Genomic DNA, 16,463 nt, shown 5'->3' on the forward strand with positions numbered 1-16,463 from the left:
CTCACCTCTCGCCTCTCACCTCTCGCCTCTCACCTCTCACCTCTCGCCTCTCGCCTTCAACCCTAGAACCTCAACTCTGCCAGTTTTTGCGCAAACATACTCGCGTTGGCGTCCATTGCGCTCAGCACATTCTGCCAGCGACGCGGCGACCAGATCTCGAAGTGGCGATTCAGCCCGGCAATAATCGCCTGATCGCCAAGTTCGGCAAATTCACGCAGGTTCTGCGGAATGAGAATGCGCCCCTGTCGGTCGAGCGTCATGTCGGCGGCGCCCGAAAAGAGCATACGCTGCAATTGCCGCGTTTCCTCGCTGCCGATCGGCAGGCTGCTCACCTGTCGCGCCAGTTCCTCCCAGACGCTGCGCGGAAACCCTACCAGACACTTATCGAAACCGCGCGTGATGACTACCCCTTCGCTGAGTGCATCACGAAAACGAGCCGGTATCGCCAGGCGACCCTTGTCATCGATCGTATGTTCGTATTCACCCAGAAACACGATGATTCGCCTGAACTAGCCGTCCGATTGCAACAATGCACCGGTTGGGACGCACTACGCTATCAGCGAATGAAACAACCCTGGATGCACACGTGAACAATCGAACAAAATTAGAACATATGTTTTTATTCTTCTATCCGGGATTGAGAACTTGTGTATTGTTCCCCCACTTTACCCCACTTTCTCCCACTTGAGGGTGATTATATACCACTTGTTCCCACATATCAAGCAGAATCTGCGAATTTTCGCAGAATTCGCAGCATACGAGGACGTGTCGTGAGGCGGCGCCTGTGGAACATCAAGCAACCCATCCAGTAGAGCCGGCACAGGCAGGCTTTGGTTCCGGCTTGACAACCGCACTCGTTTTGAATATTGTCAATATTGACAACAATAGCATCCTTAAACATACCAGGAGGCATCAATGCACACACATCTCCGTTTCTTCGCTCTCCTCAGCGCTCTGCTGGCATTGATCGGCGCTACCCTGGCGGGGGCAGGAGCGCAGCGGACAGAACCAACGCCCGTCGTGCCGCCGAACGTGGTCGGCGGCGTTCCCGTCGACCCCGGCGACTATCCGTGGCTGGTCGGGTTGCTTCTGGCCAGCATTCAGGACGAGGCTGTTGTGTTCTGCGGCGGTGCGTTGATCGACGATGGCGCGCCGGCGTCCAGTTCGCAGTGGGTGCTCACGGCTGCGCACTGCCTGGTTGACGACGGCAATGTCGCTCCGCCTGGGGCGATCGAGGTGCTCGCGGGTCAGCAGAATCTGACCCAGGTTCAGCCGGACCAGCGGCATTCGGTGGCGGAGGTCATTGTCCATCCCCTGTACATCTCAGGCTATGCACTGGTCAATGACGTCGCGCTGCTGCGCCTGAACGCTTCGGTGGACGTGGGCGCCACCCTGCGGATTGCCACACCCGCCGATGCGGAACGCTTCGCCTCTGGCGTTGAAGCGCAGATCGCCGGTTGGGGAAATTTGTTGCCGCAGACCGGCGTTCAACAGCCGGATATTGCCCACAAGGCGGTCGTTCGGATTGTGGACGACGCTGTGTGCAATGCCCGCTATGACCGTGCGCTGGGCATCGAGCACCTCTGTGCTGGCATTCTGCCGAGCGGCGGAGTTGACACCTGTCAGGGCGATAGCGGCGGTCCGCTGATGGTTTCGGATGGTCTCGGCGGTCTGCTCCACGCTGGTATCGTCAGTTTTGGTCAGGGATGCGCCTGGCCCGATTTCCCTGGCGTGTATGCCCGCACGGCAACCTTTGCGGACTGGATCGTGGCGATTATCAATGACGAACCGCACGTCGATGTCATCCAGACAGGACCGTATGCCGTGCTTCCGCCGGATGCAGAGGAACCGTTTCCTGAACTGTTCCACGTTTCAACAGCCGCACCCGGCGAGCCGTTCACCTATACGCTGCGCGTCGCCAACAGCGGTATGCAGGCGCTCGACAGTGTGACCATCACCGCCACCTTGCCTGCGAATACCAGCCTGATTGCTATTAACGACGGCGGCAGCATCTCCGGGAACATCATCACCTGGACTGCATCGAACCTGCCGCCCGGCGAGGTGATTGAGCGCTCATACGTCGTTTCCGCAACGACCAGCGTTACCACCGGTCCTTATGGCGCTACGGCGACCAGCGGTTCGACAACGGTCGCTTCATCCGGGCATTCACCGATCACGACGTTGATCAACGAGCCACGCCTGCATCTGCGCACATTTGCCAACCCGCGCACGGAAGCTGGTTCCGTCTTCCAGCAGATCTTTCTGCTCATCAATTTCGGGAAGGGCGCCGGAGCAGATGCCACAGCCGTAGAGGTGCGCGCCGCACTCCCCGCTGATGCAGACATTGCGGCTCCTGGCGATGACGCGGAGATTGTCGGCGATGAACTGCGCTGGCAGGTTCCAGCGTTGAGGGGGGGAGCGTTCGCCGTCCTGAGAATGGATGTACGCGCCAGCAACCCTGGCAGCGTCTTTCGCATCACCAGCTATCATGCGCAGATCGGAAGCGCGACGCCGGTGTTGGGCGCCACCGGAAGCCAGACCGTCGCAACAGTCGTGCGGCGGCATCTGCCGCTTATCGCGAGATAGACTCTTCCCGACGCAACCGGTGACGGGGCTGCGTTCGCTCAGCCTCCCCGCCCGGCGACTAATGGAGCCTTGGAGCCCGGCGACTGAAGTCGCGGGCTCCGGGAAGCGAAGCCCACCTGCGCGGGCTCGACCGGGCGATACTCATAAGCCGCGGGCTACGGCTGCAAAGCCCGCCTGCGTGGGCTGGACTTGGCGATACCGGATTATTTGCTCAAAAATCAATTACGCCTGCGCGGGCGCGCCTGCCAGGGACGACGCAGCGCCAGCGACAGGCATAGCGCGATGTTGCCTGACACATCTGACTGCGCCCTGGAGATCGTACCGGGGCGCGTTTTCCTGATGGTCATGGTACAATCACAGAGAACCTGTTCCGTTCCAGCGAGGCGCTGATGTCCGAGATCGATCTCCAGACGCTTCAGCAACGCATTGCGGCGATTGCAGCCACGCATCCACAGGTGCGGCTGGTGTACCTCTTCGGATCGCATGCTGGCGGCGAGGTTTGTCCGATGAGCGACATCGATCTGGCGGCAGTGCTGGATCGGGAGGCGTCTCTTCCGCACCTGCGCGACGAACTGGCGCAGCGCTTCGCGGAGGCGCTCGATGACGAACCGGTCGATCTCATCATCCTGAACCAGGCGTCGATCGAACTGGTATACGCTGTCATTGCCGCGGGGAGGGCGCTCTATCAGCGTTCCCTGGTTGAGCGCGTCGAGTATGAGGCGGACGTGATGAGCCGTTACGGCGACTATCTGCCCGTGCTGCGGGCGCAACGCCGGAACATTGTGCATGGAGTCGGTGATGAGCGTCGAGTTCAGCGGTATCGAGCGGCGTTTGGACGAACTCAGCGAACGCCTGGCGCGTCTGACCCCGTTGCGTGAGCGTCCGCGATCCGATTTCGTTCAATCGCACCATGTCCGTAAGAACTCACCAGGCGTCATTACCTGCGCGTTGCCGCGCGCATGCGGCGGATAATGCGCAATATTGCCAGTGATAAGAACTGCGTGCGCATAAATCGCCACCTCCAGAAACGGCAGATCATCGGGGTCAGGGAGGGGACAGAGGAGTGGCGTTGCTGCAACAGACTCGCCGCTCATCTCCAGATACTCCAAGAGCACAGTTACATCATCAGCGGCAAAGCCGAATTTCGGTCGAGCCAGCACTGCACGATATTCAGCCAGCAGACGATCATCGTAAGCCACACGGAAATCGCCGCGCAACACCATATCAAGAATGCGCGCCGGCGGACCAAACGGTGAGAGGAGCGCCGAGACCAGGATGTTCGTGTCGAGCACGATTAGCATCGACTACTGCCCTGCCTGGAATGAACGGCGCTCCTGGCGGCTTTGAACAATCTCAGCGTTGATCTCAGCATCGGATAATTGGTCGGCGCCCTGCGCCGCTGCTGACCGGCGCATACGGGAGACGGACGTCTGAGCGCGCGCCCGGCGCAGTGCAGTCAGCACCTCTTCGACATCGTACTCTTCCACTCCGGCGATAATCGCCACTGGTCGGCCATTGGAGGTCAGAACCAGTTCACCCTGCTGACGAAGCTTTTCCCACACTTCGCCAGGTTTCAGACGCAGATCACGGATGGTTACGAATTCCATGTCAACCTCCTGTAGTCTGATTGGACTACGATCAGTCTACATTGTCTGTAAACCTGTGTCAAGTTGCGGTCTGATCACGAATCGACGCGGGGCCGCGCCAGCTGCGCCACGTCGCCAATGGCGTCGAGCGCCTGAGAGCGTAAAAATGTTCTTGCGCTCTGCGCGGTTGATTGGCGACGTAATATACAAAGGGGCGTTCCAGAAATGAACGGGCTGGATGGTCGATCCGTTCTGCAAAAGCGCGCAGCATCGCCAGATCGGTGGCGCCTTCCAGATAGAGCACCCAGCCGATCGTTTAGCACCCGGCGCCTCTGCCAGCCTGACGGTGATCGGCTATCATGCAATCGCAATGCAGATCAGCCGATGCGTGGAGGTGCAGGATGTACGTTCCCAGAACGCTCGAAGCGCCGATCCTCGACGCCGCCCGGCACTTTCCCGTTGTGCTGGTGACAGGCGCCCGTCAGGTGGGCAAGACAACACTCCTGCGACATCTCCGGGAAAGTCAACGCACTTACGTGACACTGGACGATTCGCTCATTCTGGAACTGGCCAGAACCGATCCGGCGCTGTTTATGCAGCGGTTTTCGCCTCCTCTTCTGATCGACGAAATCCAGTACGCCCCCGGTCTGCTCCCATACATCAAAATGACCGTGGATCGCGCCAGTGAGCCGGGGATGTTCTGGCTTACCAGTTTGCAGCAGTTTCACCTTTGAAAGGCATCTCCGAGTCACTGGCTGGTCGTGTCGCAGTGCTGAACCTGTTGGGGCTTTCCAGATGGGAGTTGATTGGCGGGGGACTGGATGCGCGCCCCTTCACGCCGACGCCGGAGGAGATCGTCTATCGTACTGCGGGTATGAAGCAACTGACGCTCAAAGAACTGTACTGGCTGATCTGGTGTGGATCGCTGCCTGCCATTGCGCTCAACGAAGCGATGGATCGTGACCTGTTCTACAGCTCTTATGTGCAGACCTACCTCCAGCGCGACGTGCGCGATCTGGCGCGCGTCGGCGATGAACTCGCGTTTCTGCCTCTATTCCGGCGTGGGCTGTGTAGAGGTGACTGATGAGGCGCAGGCGGTCTGGATCGCGGTGCGCGTCAGACAGGGGAGGGGGTAACGGGCGCCGGTGGGAGGCGCTGCCACTCCCCACTCCCTACTCCCCAATCCCCCTCAGTACAGGCGCACCTTGTACCTCACGGTCTTCAGCAATTCGCTGGCGATGACATACCGCTGAATCTCGTTGGTTCCCTCGTAGATGCGGAAGACACGCGCATCGCGGTACATGCGTTCGAGCGGCAGTTCACGCGAGAAGCCCATACCGCCGTGAACCTGAATGGCTTCATCGAGAATCCACGCCAGCGCATCGGTGCAGTAGAGTTTGACAATGCTCGACTCCAGCCGCGCGGTTTCGCCGCGATCGACCTTCTTGGCGCAATCGTACACGATCTGCTCCATGGTGTAGATTTTCACCGCCATGTCGGCCAGTTTGAACTGGATCGCCTGGAAATCGGCGATCGGGCGACCGAACTGCTGGCGCTCCACAGCATATTTGAGCGACAGTTCGTAGGCTTCCTTCGCCGCCCCCAGACACGCCGCTCCCAACCCGCACCGCCCAATGTCGAGCGTTTGCAGCGCCAGCGCATACCCGCGCCCGACTTCGCCGAGCACATTCGCAGCCGGCACGCGACAATCCTCGAAGAAGATCGACGCTGTGTGTGATGCGCGCAACCCCATCTTCGGCTCAACTTTCCCTACCTTGAAGCCAGGGAAGTCCTTCTCGACAATAAAGGCGGTAATGCCGCGCGGTCCGGCGCTCGGATCGGTGGTGGCAAACACCACGATCACATCGGCAAAAGAGCCATTGGTAATCCACATCTTGCCGCCGTTGAGCACCCAGTCATTGCCATCACGCACGGCAGTCGTACGGATGTGGGCGGCGTCGCTGCCCGCATTCGGTTCGGTTAGCGCCCACGCGCCCCACATGCGTCCCTCGATCAGCGGACGCAGGTAGCGTTCCTTCTGGTCAGGCGTCCCGGCGAGGTGGATAGACATCGAGCAAAGTTGGACGTGCGCACCGATGATGGTGCCAGTAGAGGCGCACTTCCGGTTGATCTCTTCCAGCAACACGCAGTAGCCGGTAATGCCGGCGTCGGAACCGCCAAGCTCTTCGGGAAAGGGGACGCCGAGCAGGCCAAGATCGGCGGCTTTCCGCAGCATCTCGAACGGAACCCGCTCCTCTTCGTCGATCTCGCGGGCAATCGGGGCGATCTCCTTGTTGGCGAAGTCACGGACAGTTTGCCGTAAGAGCCGAAGATCTTCGGGAAGGTCGTACTCCATTGTCTGTTCTCCCTTCTACTACGCCTTTTGACCATTATAACACGTTGCGGCATGGTTCTCCCGCCAGATGGCGCCCGTTCCCGCTTCTCACGGGAGCGCGGGCGTCCCGTCCCTATGCGAGACCCCTTGGGTCGGCGGAACGCCATATACTGGCGCTTGCCAATATCATTCCGCCACCGATCCTTCTTCTCGGAGGCTTCCTCCGAACCTCCATGTGGGCAACCGCCGGGATCGTCCCCTCGACTGTGAATAGCTGTCCAACTCACGAGTTACGCGGTCACCTTACGGACGAGCCGCGTGATGGTTCTTTTTGCCTTCGGCAGAGCGGTACTTGTCTTCTTTTGTGGTGCGGGGGGGCGGCCCACCCCCCGCCCCCCCCCCACCACCTAAATCAGGAGCGCCACGCTGCCGCAGGCTTCGGCGGAGCCAGAAAACGCGCCACCGCGTAACTCGTGTCCAACTCAGGTGCAGGCACGCATGGTCTGGCGGCAGCCCGCCGCACCACCCGGCGCGGAAACGTTGGGCGGATCGTACAAAGGGCGCCGCCACTCCGGAGCACGATGACACCGCGACCAGACGAGCAGGCGCGTAAGGGCAGGTCTCAGACCTGCCCTTGCTGGCTGATGCCATAATAACCGTTCAGACCGATGCAAACGCAACTCTGCGATCAACTCGCAACGGTCCTCTGCGGCTGGAAGGTCAAGTTGGTCGAAACCTGATCTGTGCAGTATAATGTAAGACTTGACGCTTATCGTTGCAAGATGGGGGACGTGGATGCCCGAACAGCAGATACATCTCGCCGTCACCGGCATGACCTGCGCCTCCTGTTCGGCGCGCGTCGCAAAGGCGCTCAAGAAGACGCCAGGAGTGACCGATGCGACCGTCAACCTGGCAAGCGAACAGGCGGAGGTGCAGTTCGACCCGACGCTGGCGGCGCCGGATCGCCTGGTTACGGCGATTGAAGAAGCCGGGTACGGTGTGATCACCGATTGCGTTGATATTCCAATTACCGGGATGACCTGTGCCTCATGCTCGGCGCGGGTCGAGAAGGCGCTGCGCAACGTTCCCGGTGTCATCAATGCGACCGTCAACCTGGCAAGCGAACACACCACGGTGACGTTCACTCCGACGGATGTCACCTGGAACGATCTGGTTGCCGCGATTGAAAACGCCGGGTATGGCGTGATCGACCAGCGCGGTGCAACGGGCGCCGGCGAGGACAGTGAGGCGGCGGCGCGTGCGCACGAACTGGCAAACCGTCGCCGCACGCTGATCGTTGCCGCTGTGCTGACTGCGCCGCTCTTCCTGCTCTCGATGGGGCGCGACTTCGGGCTGGTGACACCCTGGCTGATCGGCGCAGGCGTGGAGATGGCGCGCTCGATGAGCGGTCCGCTCCACGAGATGATGAACCATATCGCAGCGCGTGATGATCTGCTCAACTGGCTGTTCCTGATCCTGGCAACGCCGGTGCAATTCTATGCCGGGCGCGATTTCTACATCCACGCCTGGAAGGCGCTGAAGAACCACCGCACAGCAACCATGGACACGCTTATTGCAGTCGGGTCGTCGGCGGCGTACTTCTACAGCGTCGCGCTGATGATCACCGGCATGGCGGGGCATGTCTATTTCGAGACAGCAGCGGTCATCATTACGCTCATTCTGGTCGGAAAATACCTGGAGGCGCGGGCAAAGAGCCAGACGGGCGCAGCGATCCGGGCGTTGATCGGGTTGCAACCAAAGACGGCGCGGGTGGTGCGCGGCGGACGCGAGACGGACATTCCCGCTGCCGACGTGCGGCGCGGAGAGATCGTCATTGTGCGCCCCGGCGAGAAGATACCGGTCGATGGCGTCATTATCGCCGGCGCCTCGGCTATCGACGAAAGCATGATCACCGGCGAAAGCATGCCGGTGGAAAAACACGAGGGAGATACTGTCATTGGCGCGACGCTGAACCGCAGTGGCAGTTTCCAGATGCGCGCAACGCGGGTCGGCAGGGAGACGGCGCTGGCGCAGATCATTGCGCTGGTGCAGCAGGCGCAGGGCAGCCGCGCACCGGTTCAGCGCCTCGTCGATCACGTGGCCGCGGTGTTCGTGCCGATTGTGCTCGTCATTGCGCTCGTGACATTTCTCGGTTGGTTCTTCATCGGTGGAACGGGCTTTACCCAGGCGATGATCTTTGCCGTGGCGGTGCTGGTTATTGCCTGCCCCTGCGCGCTTGGGCTGGCAACCCCGACTGCCATTATGGTCGGGGTCGGGACAGGCGCGGCGCATGGCATTCTGATCAAAAACGCCGAAAGTCTGGAGCGCGCCGGAAAAGTGCAGACGGTCGTACTCGACAAGACCGGCACAGTGACGGCGGGAAAGCCGTCGGTGACCGACATCGTCGTCCCCATGTCGGATGCGCTGTCGTTCGTCGTGCAGAGCGCGACGCTGAGCCAGGCGCAGGAAAACGATGGGGCGCCGCAGAGCGATGGGTTGATCGTCGCTCATCGAGAGGCCGATATTTCGACAACGGCAACGATTAATGACCACGACGCCGCTGCCGATCTCGAACGCATTCTGAGCGGTGTCGCCTATGACGACACGCCCGAAGCGGTCAACCGGGTTGCACAGCAGCGGAACGAACTGCTGCGTCTGACGGCGAGCGCCGAGTCGCGCAGCGAACACCCGCTTGGCGAGGCGATCGTCCGTGCGGCGCAGGACGCTGGCATTGGCATCGTTCAGCCAGAACGCTTCGAGGCGATTGCTGGTCACGGCGTGATTGCCGCAGTTGAAGGACGCGCCGTGATCATCGGCAACCCGGTGCTCCTGCGCGAACGCGGCATCGACACATCGGCGCTCGACGAGGATGTGGCGCGGTTGCAGGGTGAAGGCAAGACCGCAATGATCGTCGCCGTCGATGGCGTGGCGCTGGGGGTCATCGCCGTCGCCGATACGGTCAAGCCAACGTCGCGCATTGCGGTCGAGGCATTACGACGCCAGGGAATCGAGGCGCTGATGATCACCGGCGACAACCGGCGAACAGCGGAAGCCATTGCGCAGCAGGCTGGAATCGACCCGCAACAGGTGTATGCCGAGGTTCGCCCGGAAGACAAGGCGCGTATTGTCCGTGAGTTGCAGGAAGGCGCAGGCGCGCGCCGGGCGGTCGCAATGGTCGGCGATGGAATCAACGATGCGCCGGCGCTGGCGCAGGCAGACGTTGGCATCGCCATTGGCAGCGGCGCCGATGTGGCGCTGGAAACCGCCGACATTACCCTCATGCGCGGCGATCTGCGCGGGGTGGCACAGGCAATCGACCTCAGCAAACGCACGCTGCGCACCATTCGCTGGAACCTGTTCTGGGCATTCATCTACAACGTTGCGCTGATTCCGGTTGCCGCCGGCGCGCTCTACCCATTCACCGGCTGGCAGTTGAACCCGATGCTGGCAGCCGGCGCGATGGCGTGCAGTTCAGTCTTCGTTGTCACCAACTCGCTGCGGTTGCGGAATGCGCTGAACGTTGAACGAGGAAAGGTTGCAGGTTGACCGCAATGCAGGAGCGCTCCCCTGGGGGCGCCCGCTGCGGGTAGGCACAGGGGCCTGCCCCTACGATGATGGTGGCGTTGGAGGGACGCCCCCCCGTGGGCGCCCGATGGTTCGCCGTGGGGACGCCCCCCTGGAGGCGCCCGATGGTTCGTCGTAGGGACGCCCCCCCGTGGGCGCCCGCTGCGGGTAGGCACAGGGGCCTGCCCCTACGATGATGGTGGCGTTGGAGGGACGCCCCCCCCCGTGGGCGCCCGATGGTTCGCCGTAGGGACGCCCCCCCGTGGGCGCCCGCCGCGGGCAGGCACAGGGGCCTGCCCCTACGATGATGGTGGCGTTGGAGGGACGCCCCCCCGTGGGCGCCCGATGGTTCGCCGTGGGAACGCCCCCCCGTGGGCGCCCGCCGCGGGCAGGCAGGAGAACATGGCCAGCAACCCATCCCCACTTGCACATCGTCAACCAATCTACGCCGTTGGCGCAGTCGCCTACCGGTATGACACCTGCGGTTGTCTCCAGATACTGCTGATCAAAAAGCGCAACGGCTACTGGACGCTGCCCAAAGGAGGGATGCATGCGGTCGAGGATGAGGCGTCGGCGCTACTACGCGAGTTGCGCGAAGAGACCAGGCTGGCCGGCATTGTCGAAGATAAGGTGGCGCGCGTTCAATACCTCACCCCGCGACGGCGGCTTCCGCGGCGCAAGATCGTCACCTACTATCTGGTGCGTGTGGCGCCTGACGCAATCGCCATCCCCGGCGCTCATCCCGGCGAAATGATCGAACAGGTTCGCTGGATCAGCCCACGAAAAGCACTGCGGCGAGTCAAACGCAAACGCATCCGTGATATTATCATCTACGCAGCAACGCTTCTGGGCAAACGCAATCCATCGAGGGCAACGGAAACTCAATGATCGCGTCTGTACGAGGAACCCTGATCGCCATCGCTGCGGATCATGCCGTCATCGAAACCGGCGGCGTCGGCTGGCTGATCTACGCGCCACGCCAGGTGCTCGCTGCGCTTGGCGCGATCGGAACCGAAGCGCGCCTGTTCACGCACCTGCTGGTGCGTGAAGACTCGCTGACCCTCTACGGATTTGACTCGGTCGAGCAGCGCCAGTTGTTCGAGACGCTGCTCGGCGTCACCGGCGTGGGTCCACAGGCGGCGCTGAACCTGCTCTCATCGGGAACGACCGACGAAATCCGGCTTGCGATTGCCGCTGGCGACGTGGCGCGCCTGGCGCGCACGCCGCGTATCGGCAAGAAACTGGCGGAACGGCTGGTGCTCGAGTTGAAGGGCAAACTCGATATCAAGGGGGTGCCGACCGCCACGGGAGGGTCACCGGCAGTCGCCGCAGCGAACGCCGAACTGTCGGAAATGCTCGTCAGCCTGGGGTTCAGCAGCGTCGAGGCGGCCAATGCAATTGCGGCGCTGCCGCCCGATGCGCCGCTCGATCTCGAAGAGCGCCTGCGCCTAGCGCTGCGATACTTCGGCGCACCGTAAGGTCATACGCACCATTGACCCATCGTCATCGTGCAGCATAGGACTGAAGCACGATTGACGCCGTTCGTCACATGCACTACAACTCTTGTCATAGAGTGGCGCACAGTGGCTGAGCCTGTCGAAGCCGCCACAAAAGCATCGCCTGATCCAGTGACATGGAAACCCTGCAGGGGCTTGTATACGCGCAGCAAGGGCTTATGAACATTAAGAAATCCGGTATAGCCCGCAAAGGCAGGCTTCGCAACCGTAGTCTGCGGCTTCAGCCGCCGGGCGCAGGGCGAATGCCGGTTTCTTCTGGAAATGTTTATCAGACCGAAATGTGAAACATCCATGTATTCTGCACGTGAGCGTATAAGCGCCACTGGAAACTCCGCCGATCCGTCATCTGCAACGCACGTGATCCGGCGCATCACCGTGGGGTTTGCGCTTGCCCTCGGGCTGCTGGTCGTCATTGCACTGATCGCCTATGGATGGACACAATCCATTCTGGCAAACGAGCAAGAACGCTTTGATCTGCTGGCTGCAAACGGGTTGCAGCGCGTGCTCTCGCAGCAGATTGCGCTGGCAGCCGAAGAACTGGGCGACGCGCCCGACGCGGCGGCGGCGGCGCAGGCGCGTGCAACATTGCGCACCGCAGTTGACGAGATGGCGCGGTCGCATCAGGAACTGTCGTCCATTGTCGCGTCGCTGCCGATGGACGATCCGCTCCGGCGTCTGTACATGGATCCCTCGACGGCGCTCGACGCACGGGTGCGAGATTTCCTGACACGCGCGCAACGACTGCTCGACGCCGAACCCGATCCGCGCCATCCCGATCTGCAGACGATACGGGAGGCGGCGCTGTACGACCTGCCGCCACTGTTCCACCGCGCAACCCGCTTCTACATCGAAGAGCGCCGTGATCTCCTGGAGACGTTGAACGTCATGCACACCACGTTTCTGGTTATGACCCTCGTGGTGCTGGCGTTTGAGGGGATATTCATCTTTCGCCCCATCGTTCAAGACGCGCGCCGCTATATATCACAACGCAATGCCAGCGAGACGCGCCTGCGCACGCGAGAACGAATCACACGCGCGCTGTACAATATTACTTCGACAACGCAGATGGATCATCTCCAGAAGATCCAGGCGCTCCTCGACATGGGATGCGACTACTTCCGCATGCCGGTTGGACTATTGACGCGCGTTGACGGCGAGGAACTCGAAATCATTGCAGCACGCGACCCGACCAACCAGGTGACGCGAGGCGCACGTTTCCCGCTTGCCGACCGCTACTGTGCAGCCGTCCTTGAAGCCAATGCGCCGGTAAACATCGACCACGCCGCGCAATCGTGCTGGGTCGACCACCGCTGCTACGTGCTGACCGGCATGGAGGCATACATCGGCGCACCGATTCAGGTGCGCGGGAAAGCGGTCGGGACGCTCTGTTTTGCAAGCGCCACACCCAGAGAACATCCGCTTACCGACGGCGATTTCGATCTGATCCGCCTCATGGCGCAGTGGATCGGCAGCGAGCAGGATCGCCTGCAAACCGAAGCTGCGCTGCGCGAAAGCGAGGAACGCTTCGCATTGCTTGCCGGCGTCACGACCGAAGGAGTTGTCATCAGCGAGCAGGGGATCATTGTGGACGCCAATGCCGCTGCCGGAACCCTGCTTGGCTATCCGCCCGAACAACTGCGCGGCATGTCCATTTTCGAGTTCACCACCCCGGAAGGACGGGAAAAAATCACGCACGCGCTGGCTATTGGATATGAACACCCTTACGAAGTGCTTGCCCGGCGCAGTGATGGAACGCTCTTTCCCGCCGAAGTGACCGGACGCAATATTCCCTACCACGGTCGCACGGCGCGGGTGACGACCATCCGCGATATTTCGCGCCAGCGCCTAGCGGAAGCTGCGCTCCGCGCCAGTGAAGAACGGTTTCGTCAATTAGCAGAGAATGTCAATCAGGTCTTCTGGATGTCCACCCCGTTGCTTGACCAGATTCTGTACGTCAATCCCGCCTATGAGCGCATCTGGGGACGTTCCCGCGATAGCCTGTATGCTCAACCGTCGTCGCTCTTCGAGGCGATCATCCCCGAAGACCGTGAGCGGGTGCTTGCGCTCCACCAGGCGGAGCATATGCGCGGGTACAGCATCGAATTTCAGATTCAGCGCAGTGATGAACAACGCCGCTGGATCCTGACCCGCGCCTTTCCGGTCATGAACGAAGCGGGGGGGTGTATCGCATTGCAGCGATTTCTGAAGATGTCACTGAACGGAAGCAGGCGGATGAAGAATTGCATGCGGCCATGACGGCGCTGGCAGCGCAATATCAGGCGGCGGATCGCGCCCAGAGCGAAATTCGCGCCATTCTCGACGCCTCCAGCGAAGCCATTGCGCTCCTTAGCCCCGACGGCGCGTTCCTGACCGTTAATCGTTGTTTTTGTGACATGTTCGGTGTTGCTGCGAACCGGGTGCTCGGTCAACGGCTCACCGAGATGCGCGCCGATATCCTGTGGGTTTTCGATAACGCCGAGGAATTGTATCCGCGCATGCAGCATGCGTTGCAGGATACCCAAACCATCTTCCGCGAGCGGGTGGTTCAGCGCAAACCGCAGCAGCGCGAACTGGCCATCTTCTCGGCACCGGTGTGGACGGCCAATCAGGTGTATCTCGGTCGACTCTATGTGTTCCGCGACATCACCCACGAGCGCGCCGTCGAACGTATGAAATCCGAGTTCGTGGCGATGGTGTCGCACGAACTGCGCACCCCGCTGACATCGATCAAGGGGTATGTGGATATGCTGCTCGATGGCGACGCCGGACCCCTCAACGCCGGGCACGAGGAACTCCTGCGAGTCGTTAAAGCGAATGCGGATCGGCTGCTGCTGCTGATCAACGATCTGCTCGATATGTCGCGGATCGAAGCGGGGAAACTGCTGCTCCACCGCGCGCCGCTCGATGTTCGTCCCCTGATTCGCCAGGTGGCCGCGACCCTGCGCCCGCAACTCGATGCGAAACACCACCGGCTGAACCTGGACCTTCCTGAGACCCAGCCGGACGGCGCGGCGCCGCTTATTTTCGGCGATGCGGCGCGAGTGCATCAGATTCTGACCAATCTGCTCTCCAACGCGGTCAAGTACACGCCCCAGCACGGAACGATTACAATCCGTCTCTTTGAAGAACCGCCCTGGCTTCGCATTGCCGTGCAGGACACCGGCATCGGATTGACGCCTGAAGAGCAGGAACGGATCTTCGAGCGTTTCTATCGCGCGCGCAACCGCGCAACGCATGAAGCCAGCGGCACCGGGCTTGGTCTGGCGATCACCCGTTCGCTGGTGGAACTGCATCAGGGCCATATCACCATCGAAAGCGAGCCGGGAAAGGGATCGACGTTTCTAGTCTCTTTTCCGTTGCTCACATCGCAGAACAACGAGCATAACGATGAGACGCCGGTTGCCACGACGACAGGAGGACGCATGTGAATGAGCCTTTCGCCCAGATTGACGCTCAGACGCCTCCTGTGCGACACCTCCTGGTGGTCGATGACGATCCCGACATCAACCGCCTGTTGCGGGTGCGCCTCACGGCGCGCGGATATGACGTGTCGACGGCGGCAAGCGGCGAAGAGGCGCTGGCGCTGCTGGCTGACATGCCTGCCGATATTATCTTTCTCGATATTGCCTTGCCTGGCATCAGCGGGTTGCAAACCCTGGCGGAAGTGCGTCAACGCAGGCTGGATGCCGCAGTCATTATGACAACCGCGTTCGGCTCAGAACAAATTGCAATCGAGGCGTTACGCCAGGGCGCCGACGACTATCTGCGCAAGCCATTCGAGTCGGATGAATTTCGCCGCGTCCTCGAGCGCACGGTTCAGCGCCTGCAACTCGAACGGCAGAATCGCCTGCTGCGCCAGCAACTCGAAGCGCATCATCGCCGCCTGGTAAGCGAAATGGCGCGCGCCGCCGAGGTTCAGGCGCGCCTGCTGCCGCAATTGGCGCCGGTTGTGCCAGGGTTTCAGCTGGCTGCCGAGTGCATCCCCGCGCGCGACGTCGGCGGCGACTTCTACGACTGGCAACAACCAACGCCGCATCTGCTCAGCTTCTGGCTCTGCGATGTGATGGGAAAAGGGCTGGACGCCGCACTGCTCATGGCGACGGTGCGCGCCGTGATGCGCGCTGTGGTGCGGAACAGCCCGCCTGTCGAGGCCATGCGCTATGTAAGCGCCGCCCTCGACGACGATCTGCGGCAGTCCGACCGGTTTGTGACCCTCTTTCTGGCGCAACTCGATACATCGAACGGACGACTGATGTCAATCGATGCCGGTCACGGTCTGGCGTTCGTGCGCCGCGCCAATGGCAGCGTCGAAACCCTCGATGATCATCGCGGACTGCCGCTTGGCATTCTGCCCGATGTATCCTATCACCAGCGTGAGATTCTCATGAATCCAGGCGATGCGCTTGTGGTGTATAGTGATGGTCTGGTCGATGCACGTGTCGATCTCGACTTGACGCCGCAAGTGCTGGCACACCAGTTGTCTGGCGCCGGCAGCGCACTTGCTATGCTCGACCGACTGGTGACATTGCTGGCGCCGGTGCAGATGCCGCCGGACGATATGACGCTGCTGGTGTTGTATCGCAAGACCGATCAGGGGTGATATGTGTCTCTTATCCACGAAGAACACGAAGGGACACAAAGGGTAGGAGCATCCACATTCTTTGTGATGCTTCGCACCCTTCGTGGAAGAGTTACTCGTTGGGGGTGAGATGCGGCGCGTATCCGCCAGCAGCGCGCAGAACCATACAGGTTCGGAGAGGCAACGGCTTCGTGCCGCTTCGCGCCCTGCGTGGACCATGCCCTGGCGCGAGCTGAGCGGCGGCGCGTATCCGCCAGCAGCACGCAGAACCATACAGGTTCGGAGAGGCAACGGCT

Annotated in this window: 15 protein-coding genes; 10 read left to right on the forward strand and 5 right to left on the reverse strand. The window is 61.3% G+C overall.

Features of this window, described 5'->3' with window-relative positions:
- Positions 1-62 precede the first annotated feature (62 nt).
- A complete protein-coding gene (gene mraZ / locus AC3EA7_RS06430) occupies positions 63-494 on the reverse strand; it encodes a division/cell wall cluster transcriptional repressor MraZ (protein WP_488613210.1) in 432 nt (143 codons plus the stop codon).
- A gap of 421 nt (positions 495-915) precedes the next feature.
- Between mraZ and AC3EA7_RS06435 the strand changes: the two genes are divergently transcribed.
- Together AC3EA7_RS06435 and mntA are read left to right on the forward strand one after the other, a co-directional pair.
- A complete protein-coding gene (locus AC3EA7_RS06435; RefSeq protein ID WP_488613211.1) occupies positions 916-2,586 on the forward strand; it encodes a trypsin-like serine protease in 1,671 nt (556 codons plus the stop codon).
- Positions 2,587-2,975: 389 nt separating this feature from the next.
- Positions 2,976-3,464, forward strand: a complete 489-nt coding sequence (gene mntA, locus AC3EA7_RS06440; RefSeq protein WP_488613212.1) for a type VII toxin-antitoxin system MntA family adenylyltransferase antitoxin — start codon at positions 2,976-2,978, stop codon at positions 3,462-3,464.
- A gap of 21 nt (positions 3,465-3,485) precedes the next feature.
- On the opposite strand, the gene AC3EA7_RS06445 is transcribed toward mntA, so the two are convergent.
- Genes AC3EA7_RS06445 through AC3EA7_RS06455 form a run of 3 tightly spaced genes read right to left on the reverse strand, consistent with a single transcriptional unit; the run spans position 3,486 to position 4,476 of the window.
- Entirely contained in the window at positions 3,486-3,887 is a 402-nt protein-coding gene (locus tag AC3EA7_RS06445; RefSeq protein WP_488613213.1) for a putative toxin-antitoxin system toxin component, PIN family, read from the reverse strand.
- A gap of 3 nt (positions 3,888-3,890) precedes the next feature.
- A complete protein-coding gene (locus AC3EA7_RS06450) occupies positions 3,891-4,193 on the reverse strand; it encodes a type II toxin-antitoxin system Phd/YefM family antitoxin (protein WP_488613214.1) in 303 nt (100 codons plus the stop codon).
- A gap of 58 nt (positions 4,194-4,251) precedes the next feature.
- Positions 4,252-4,476, reverse strand: a complete 225-nt coding sequence (locus tag AC3EA7_RS06455; RefSeq protein WP_488613215.1) for a hypothetical protein — start codon at positions 4,474-4,476, stop codon at positions 4,252-4,254.
- Between the two features lie 97 nt (positions 4,477-4,573).
- On the opposite strand from AC3EA7_RS06455, the gene AC3EA7_RS06460 reads away from it, so the two are divergent.
- Together AC3EA7_RS06460 and AC3EA7_RS06465 are read left to right on the forward strand one after the other, a co-directional pair.
- Positions 4,574-4,906 carry an AAA family ATPase gene (locus AC3EA7_RS06460; protein WP_488613216.1) on the forward strand — a complete coding sequence of 111 codons (333 nt, stop codon included), beginning with the start codon at positions 4,574-4,576 and terminating at the stop codon, positions 4,904-4,906.
- Positions 4,903-5,256 (forward strand): hypothetical protein, encoded by a 354-nt coding sequence (locus AC3EA7_RS06465; protein ID WP_488613217.1) that lies wholly within the window; start codon positions 4,903-4,905, stop codon positions 5,254-5,256. The genes AC3EA7_RS06460 and AC3EA7_RS06465 overlap by 4 nt, the downstream gene beginning before the upstream one ends.
- Before the next feature lie 105 nt (positions 5,257-5,361).
- On the opposite strand, the gene AC3EA7_RS06470 is transcribed toward AC3EA7_RS06465, so the two are convergent.
- The gene (locus tag AC3EA7_RS06470; RefSeq protein ID WP_488613218.1) at positions 5,362-6,528 is read right to left on the reverse strand and encodes an acyl-CoA dehydrogenase family protein; all 1,167 of its coding nucleotides are present in this window, start codon (positions 6,526-6,528) and stop codon (positions 5,362-5,364) included.
- A gap of 774 nt (positions 6,529-7,302) precedes the next feature.
- Between AC3EA7_RS06470 and AC3EA7_RS06475 the strand changes: the two genes are divergently transcribed.
- The 6 genes from AC3EA7_RS06475 (at position 7,303) to AC3EA7_RS06500 (ending at position 16,188) form a co-directional block, all read left to right on the forward strand.
- Complete coding sequence (locus AC3EA7_RS06475) at positions 7,303-10,053, forward strand: heavy metal translocating P-type ATPase (RefSeq protein ID WP_488613219.1); 2,751 nt, start codon at positions 7,303-7,305, stop codon at positions 10,051-10,053.
- A 420-nt stretch (positions 10,054-10,473) separates the two neighbouring features.
- Positions 10,474-10,959 carry an NUDIX domain-containing protein gene (locus AC3EA7_RS06480; RefSeq protein ID WP_488613220.1) on the forward strand — a complete coding sequence of 162 codons (486 nt, stop codon included), beginning with the start codon at positions 10,474-10,476 and terminating at the stop codon, positions 10,957-10,959.
- The gene (ruvA, locus tag AC3EA7_RS06485; protein WP_488613221.1) at positions 10,956-11,549 is read left to right on the forward strand and encodes a Holliday junction branch migration protein RuvA; all 594 of its coding nucleotides are present in this window, start codon (positions 10,956-10,958) and stop codon (positions 11,547-11,549) included. The genes AC3EA7_RS06480 and ruvA overlap by 4 nt, the downstream gene beginning before the upstream one ends.
- Positions 11,550-11,879: 330 nt before the next feature.
- Positions 11,880-13,844 (forward strand): PAS domain S-box protein, encoded by a 1,965-nt coding sequence (locus AC3EA7_RS06490; RefSeq protein WP_488613222.1) that lies wholly within the window; start codon positions 11,880-11,882, stop codon positions 13,842-13,844.
- Entirely contained in the window at positions 13,769-15,016 is a 1,248-nt protein-coding gene (locus AC3EA7_RS06495; RefSeq protein ID WP_488613223.1) for a sensor histidine kinase, read from the forward strand. Before AC3EA7_RS06490 ends, AC3EA7_RS06495 begins: the two co-directional genes overlap by 76 nt.
- A complete protein-coding gene (locus tag AC3EA7_RS06500; RefSeq protein WP_488613224.1) occupies positions 15,013-16,188 on the forward strand; it encodes a PP2C family protein-serine/threonine phosphatase in 1,176 nt (391 codons plus the stop codon). Before AC3EA7_RS06495 ends, AC3EA7_RS06500 begins: the two co-directional genes overlap by 4 nt.
- The last annotated feature ends 275 nt before the right edge of the window (positions 16,189-16,463 follow it).

This window comes from Roseiflexus sp., assembly GCF_057785375.1.

What these genes read in the sequence shown, in the direction of transcription:
- ruvA (WP_488613221.1), top strand. Translation starts at nt 10,956, where the DNA reads ATGATCGCGTCTGTACGAGGAACCCTGATCGCCATCGCTGCGGATCAT.
- AC3EA7_RS06475 (WP_488613219.1), top strand. Translation starts at nt 7,303, where the DNA reads ATGCCCGAACAGCAGATACATCTCGCCGTCACCGGCATGACCTGCGCC.
- AC3EA7_RS06470 (WP_488613218.1), bottom strand. Translation starts at nt 6,528, where the DNA reads ATGGAGTACGACCTTCCCGAAGATCTTCGGCTCTTACGGCAAACTGTC.
- AC3EA7_RS06435 (WP_488613211.1), top strand. Translation starts at nt 916, where the DNA reads ATGCACACACATCTCCGTTTCTTCGCTCTCCTCAGCGCTCTGCTGGCA.
- AC3EA7_RS06445 (WP_488613213.1), bottom strand. Translation starts at nt 3,887, where the DNA reads ATGCTAATCGTGCTCGACACGAACATCCTGGTCTCGGCGCTCCTCTCA.
- AC3EA7_RS06480 (WP_488613220.1), top strand. Translation starts at nt 10,474, where the DNA reads ATGGCCAGCAACCCATCCCCACTTGCACATCGTCAACCAATCTACGCC.
- AC3EA7_RS06460 (WP_488613216.1), top strand. Translation starts at nt 4,574, where the DNA reads ATGTACGTTCCCAGAACGCTCGAAGCGCCGATCCTCGACGCCGCCCGG.
- mntA (WP_488613212.1), top strand. Translation starts at nt 2,976, where the DNA reads ATGTCCGAGATCGATCTCCAGACGCTTCAGCAACGCATTGCGGCGATT.
- AC3EA7_RS06490 (WP_488613222.1), top strand. Translation starts at nt 11,880, where the DNA reads ATGTATTCTGCACGTGAGCGTATAAGCGCCACTGGAAACTCCGCCGAT.
- AC3EA7_RS06450 (WP_488613214.1), bottom strand. Translation starts at nt 4,193, where the DNA reads ATGGAATTCGTAACCATCCGTGATCTGCGTCTGAAACCTGGCGAAGTG.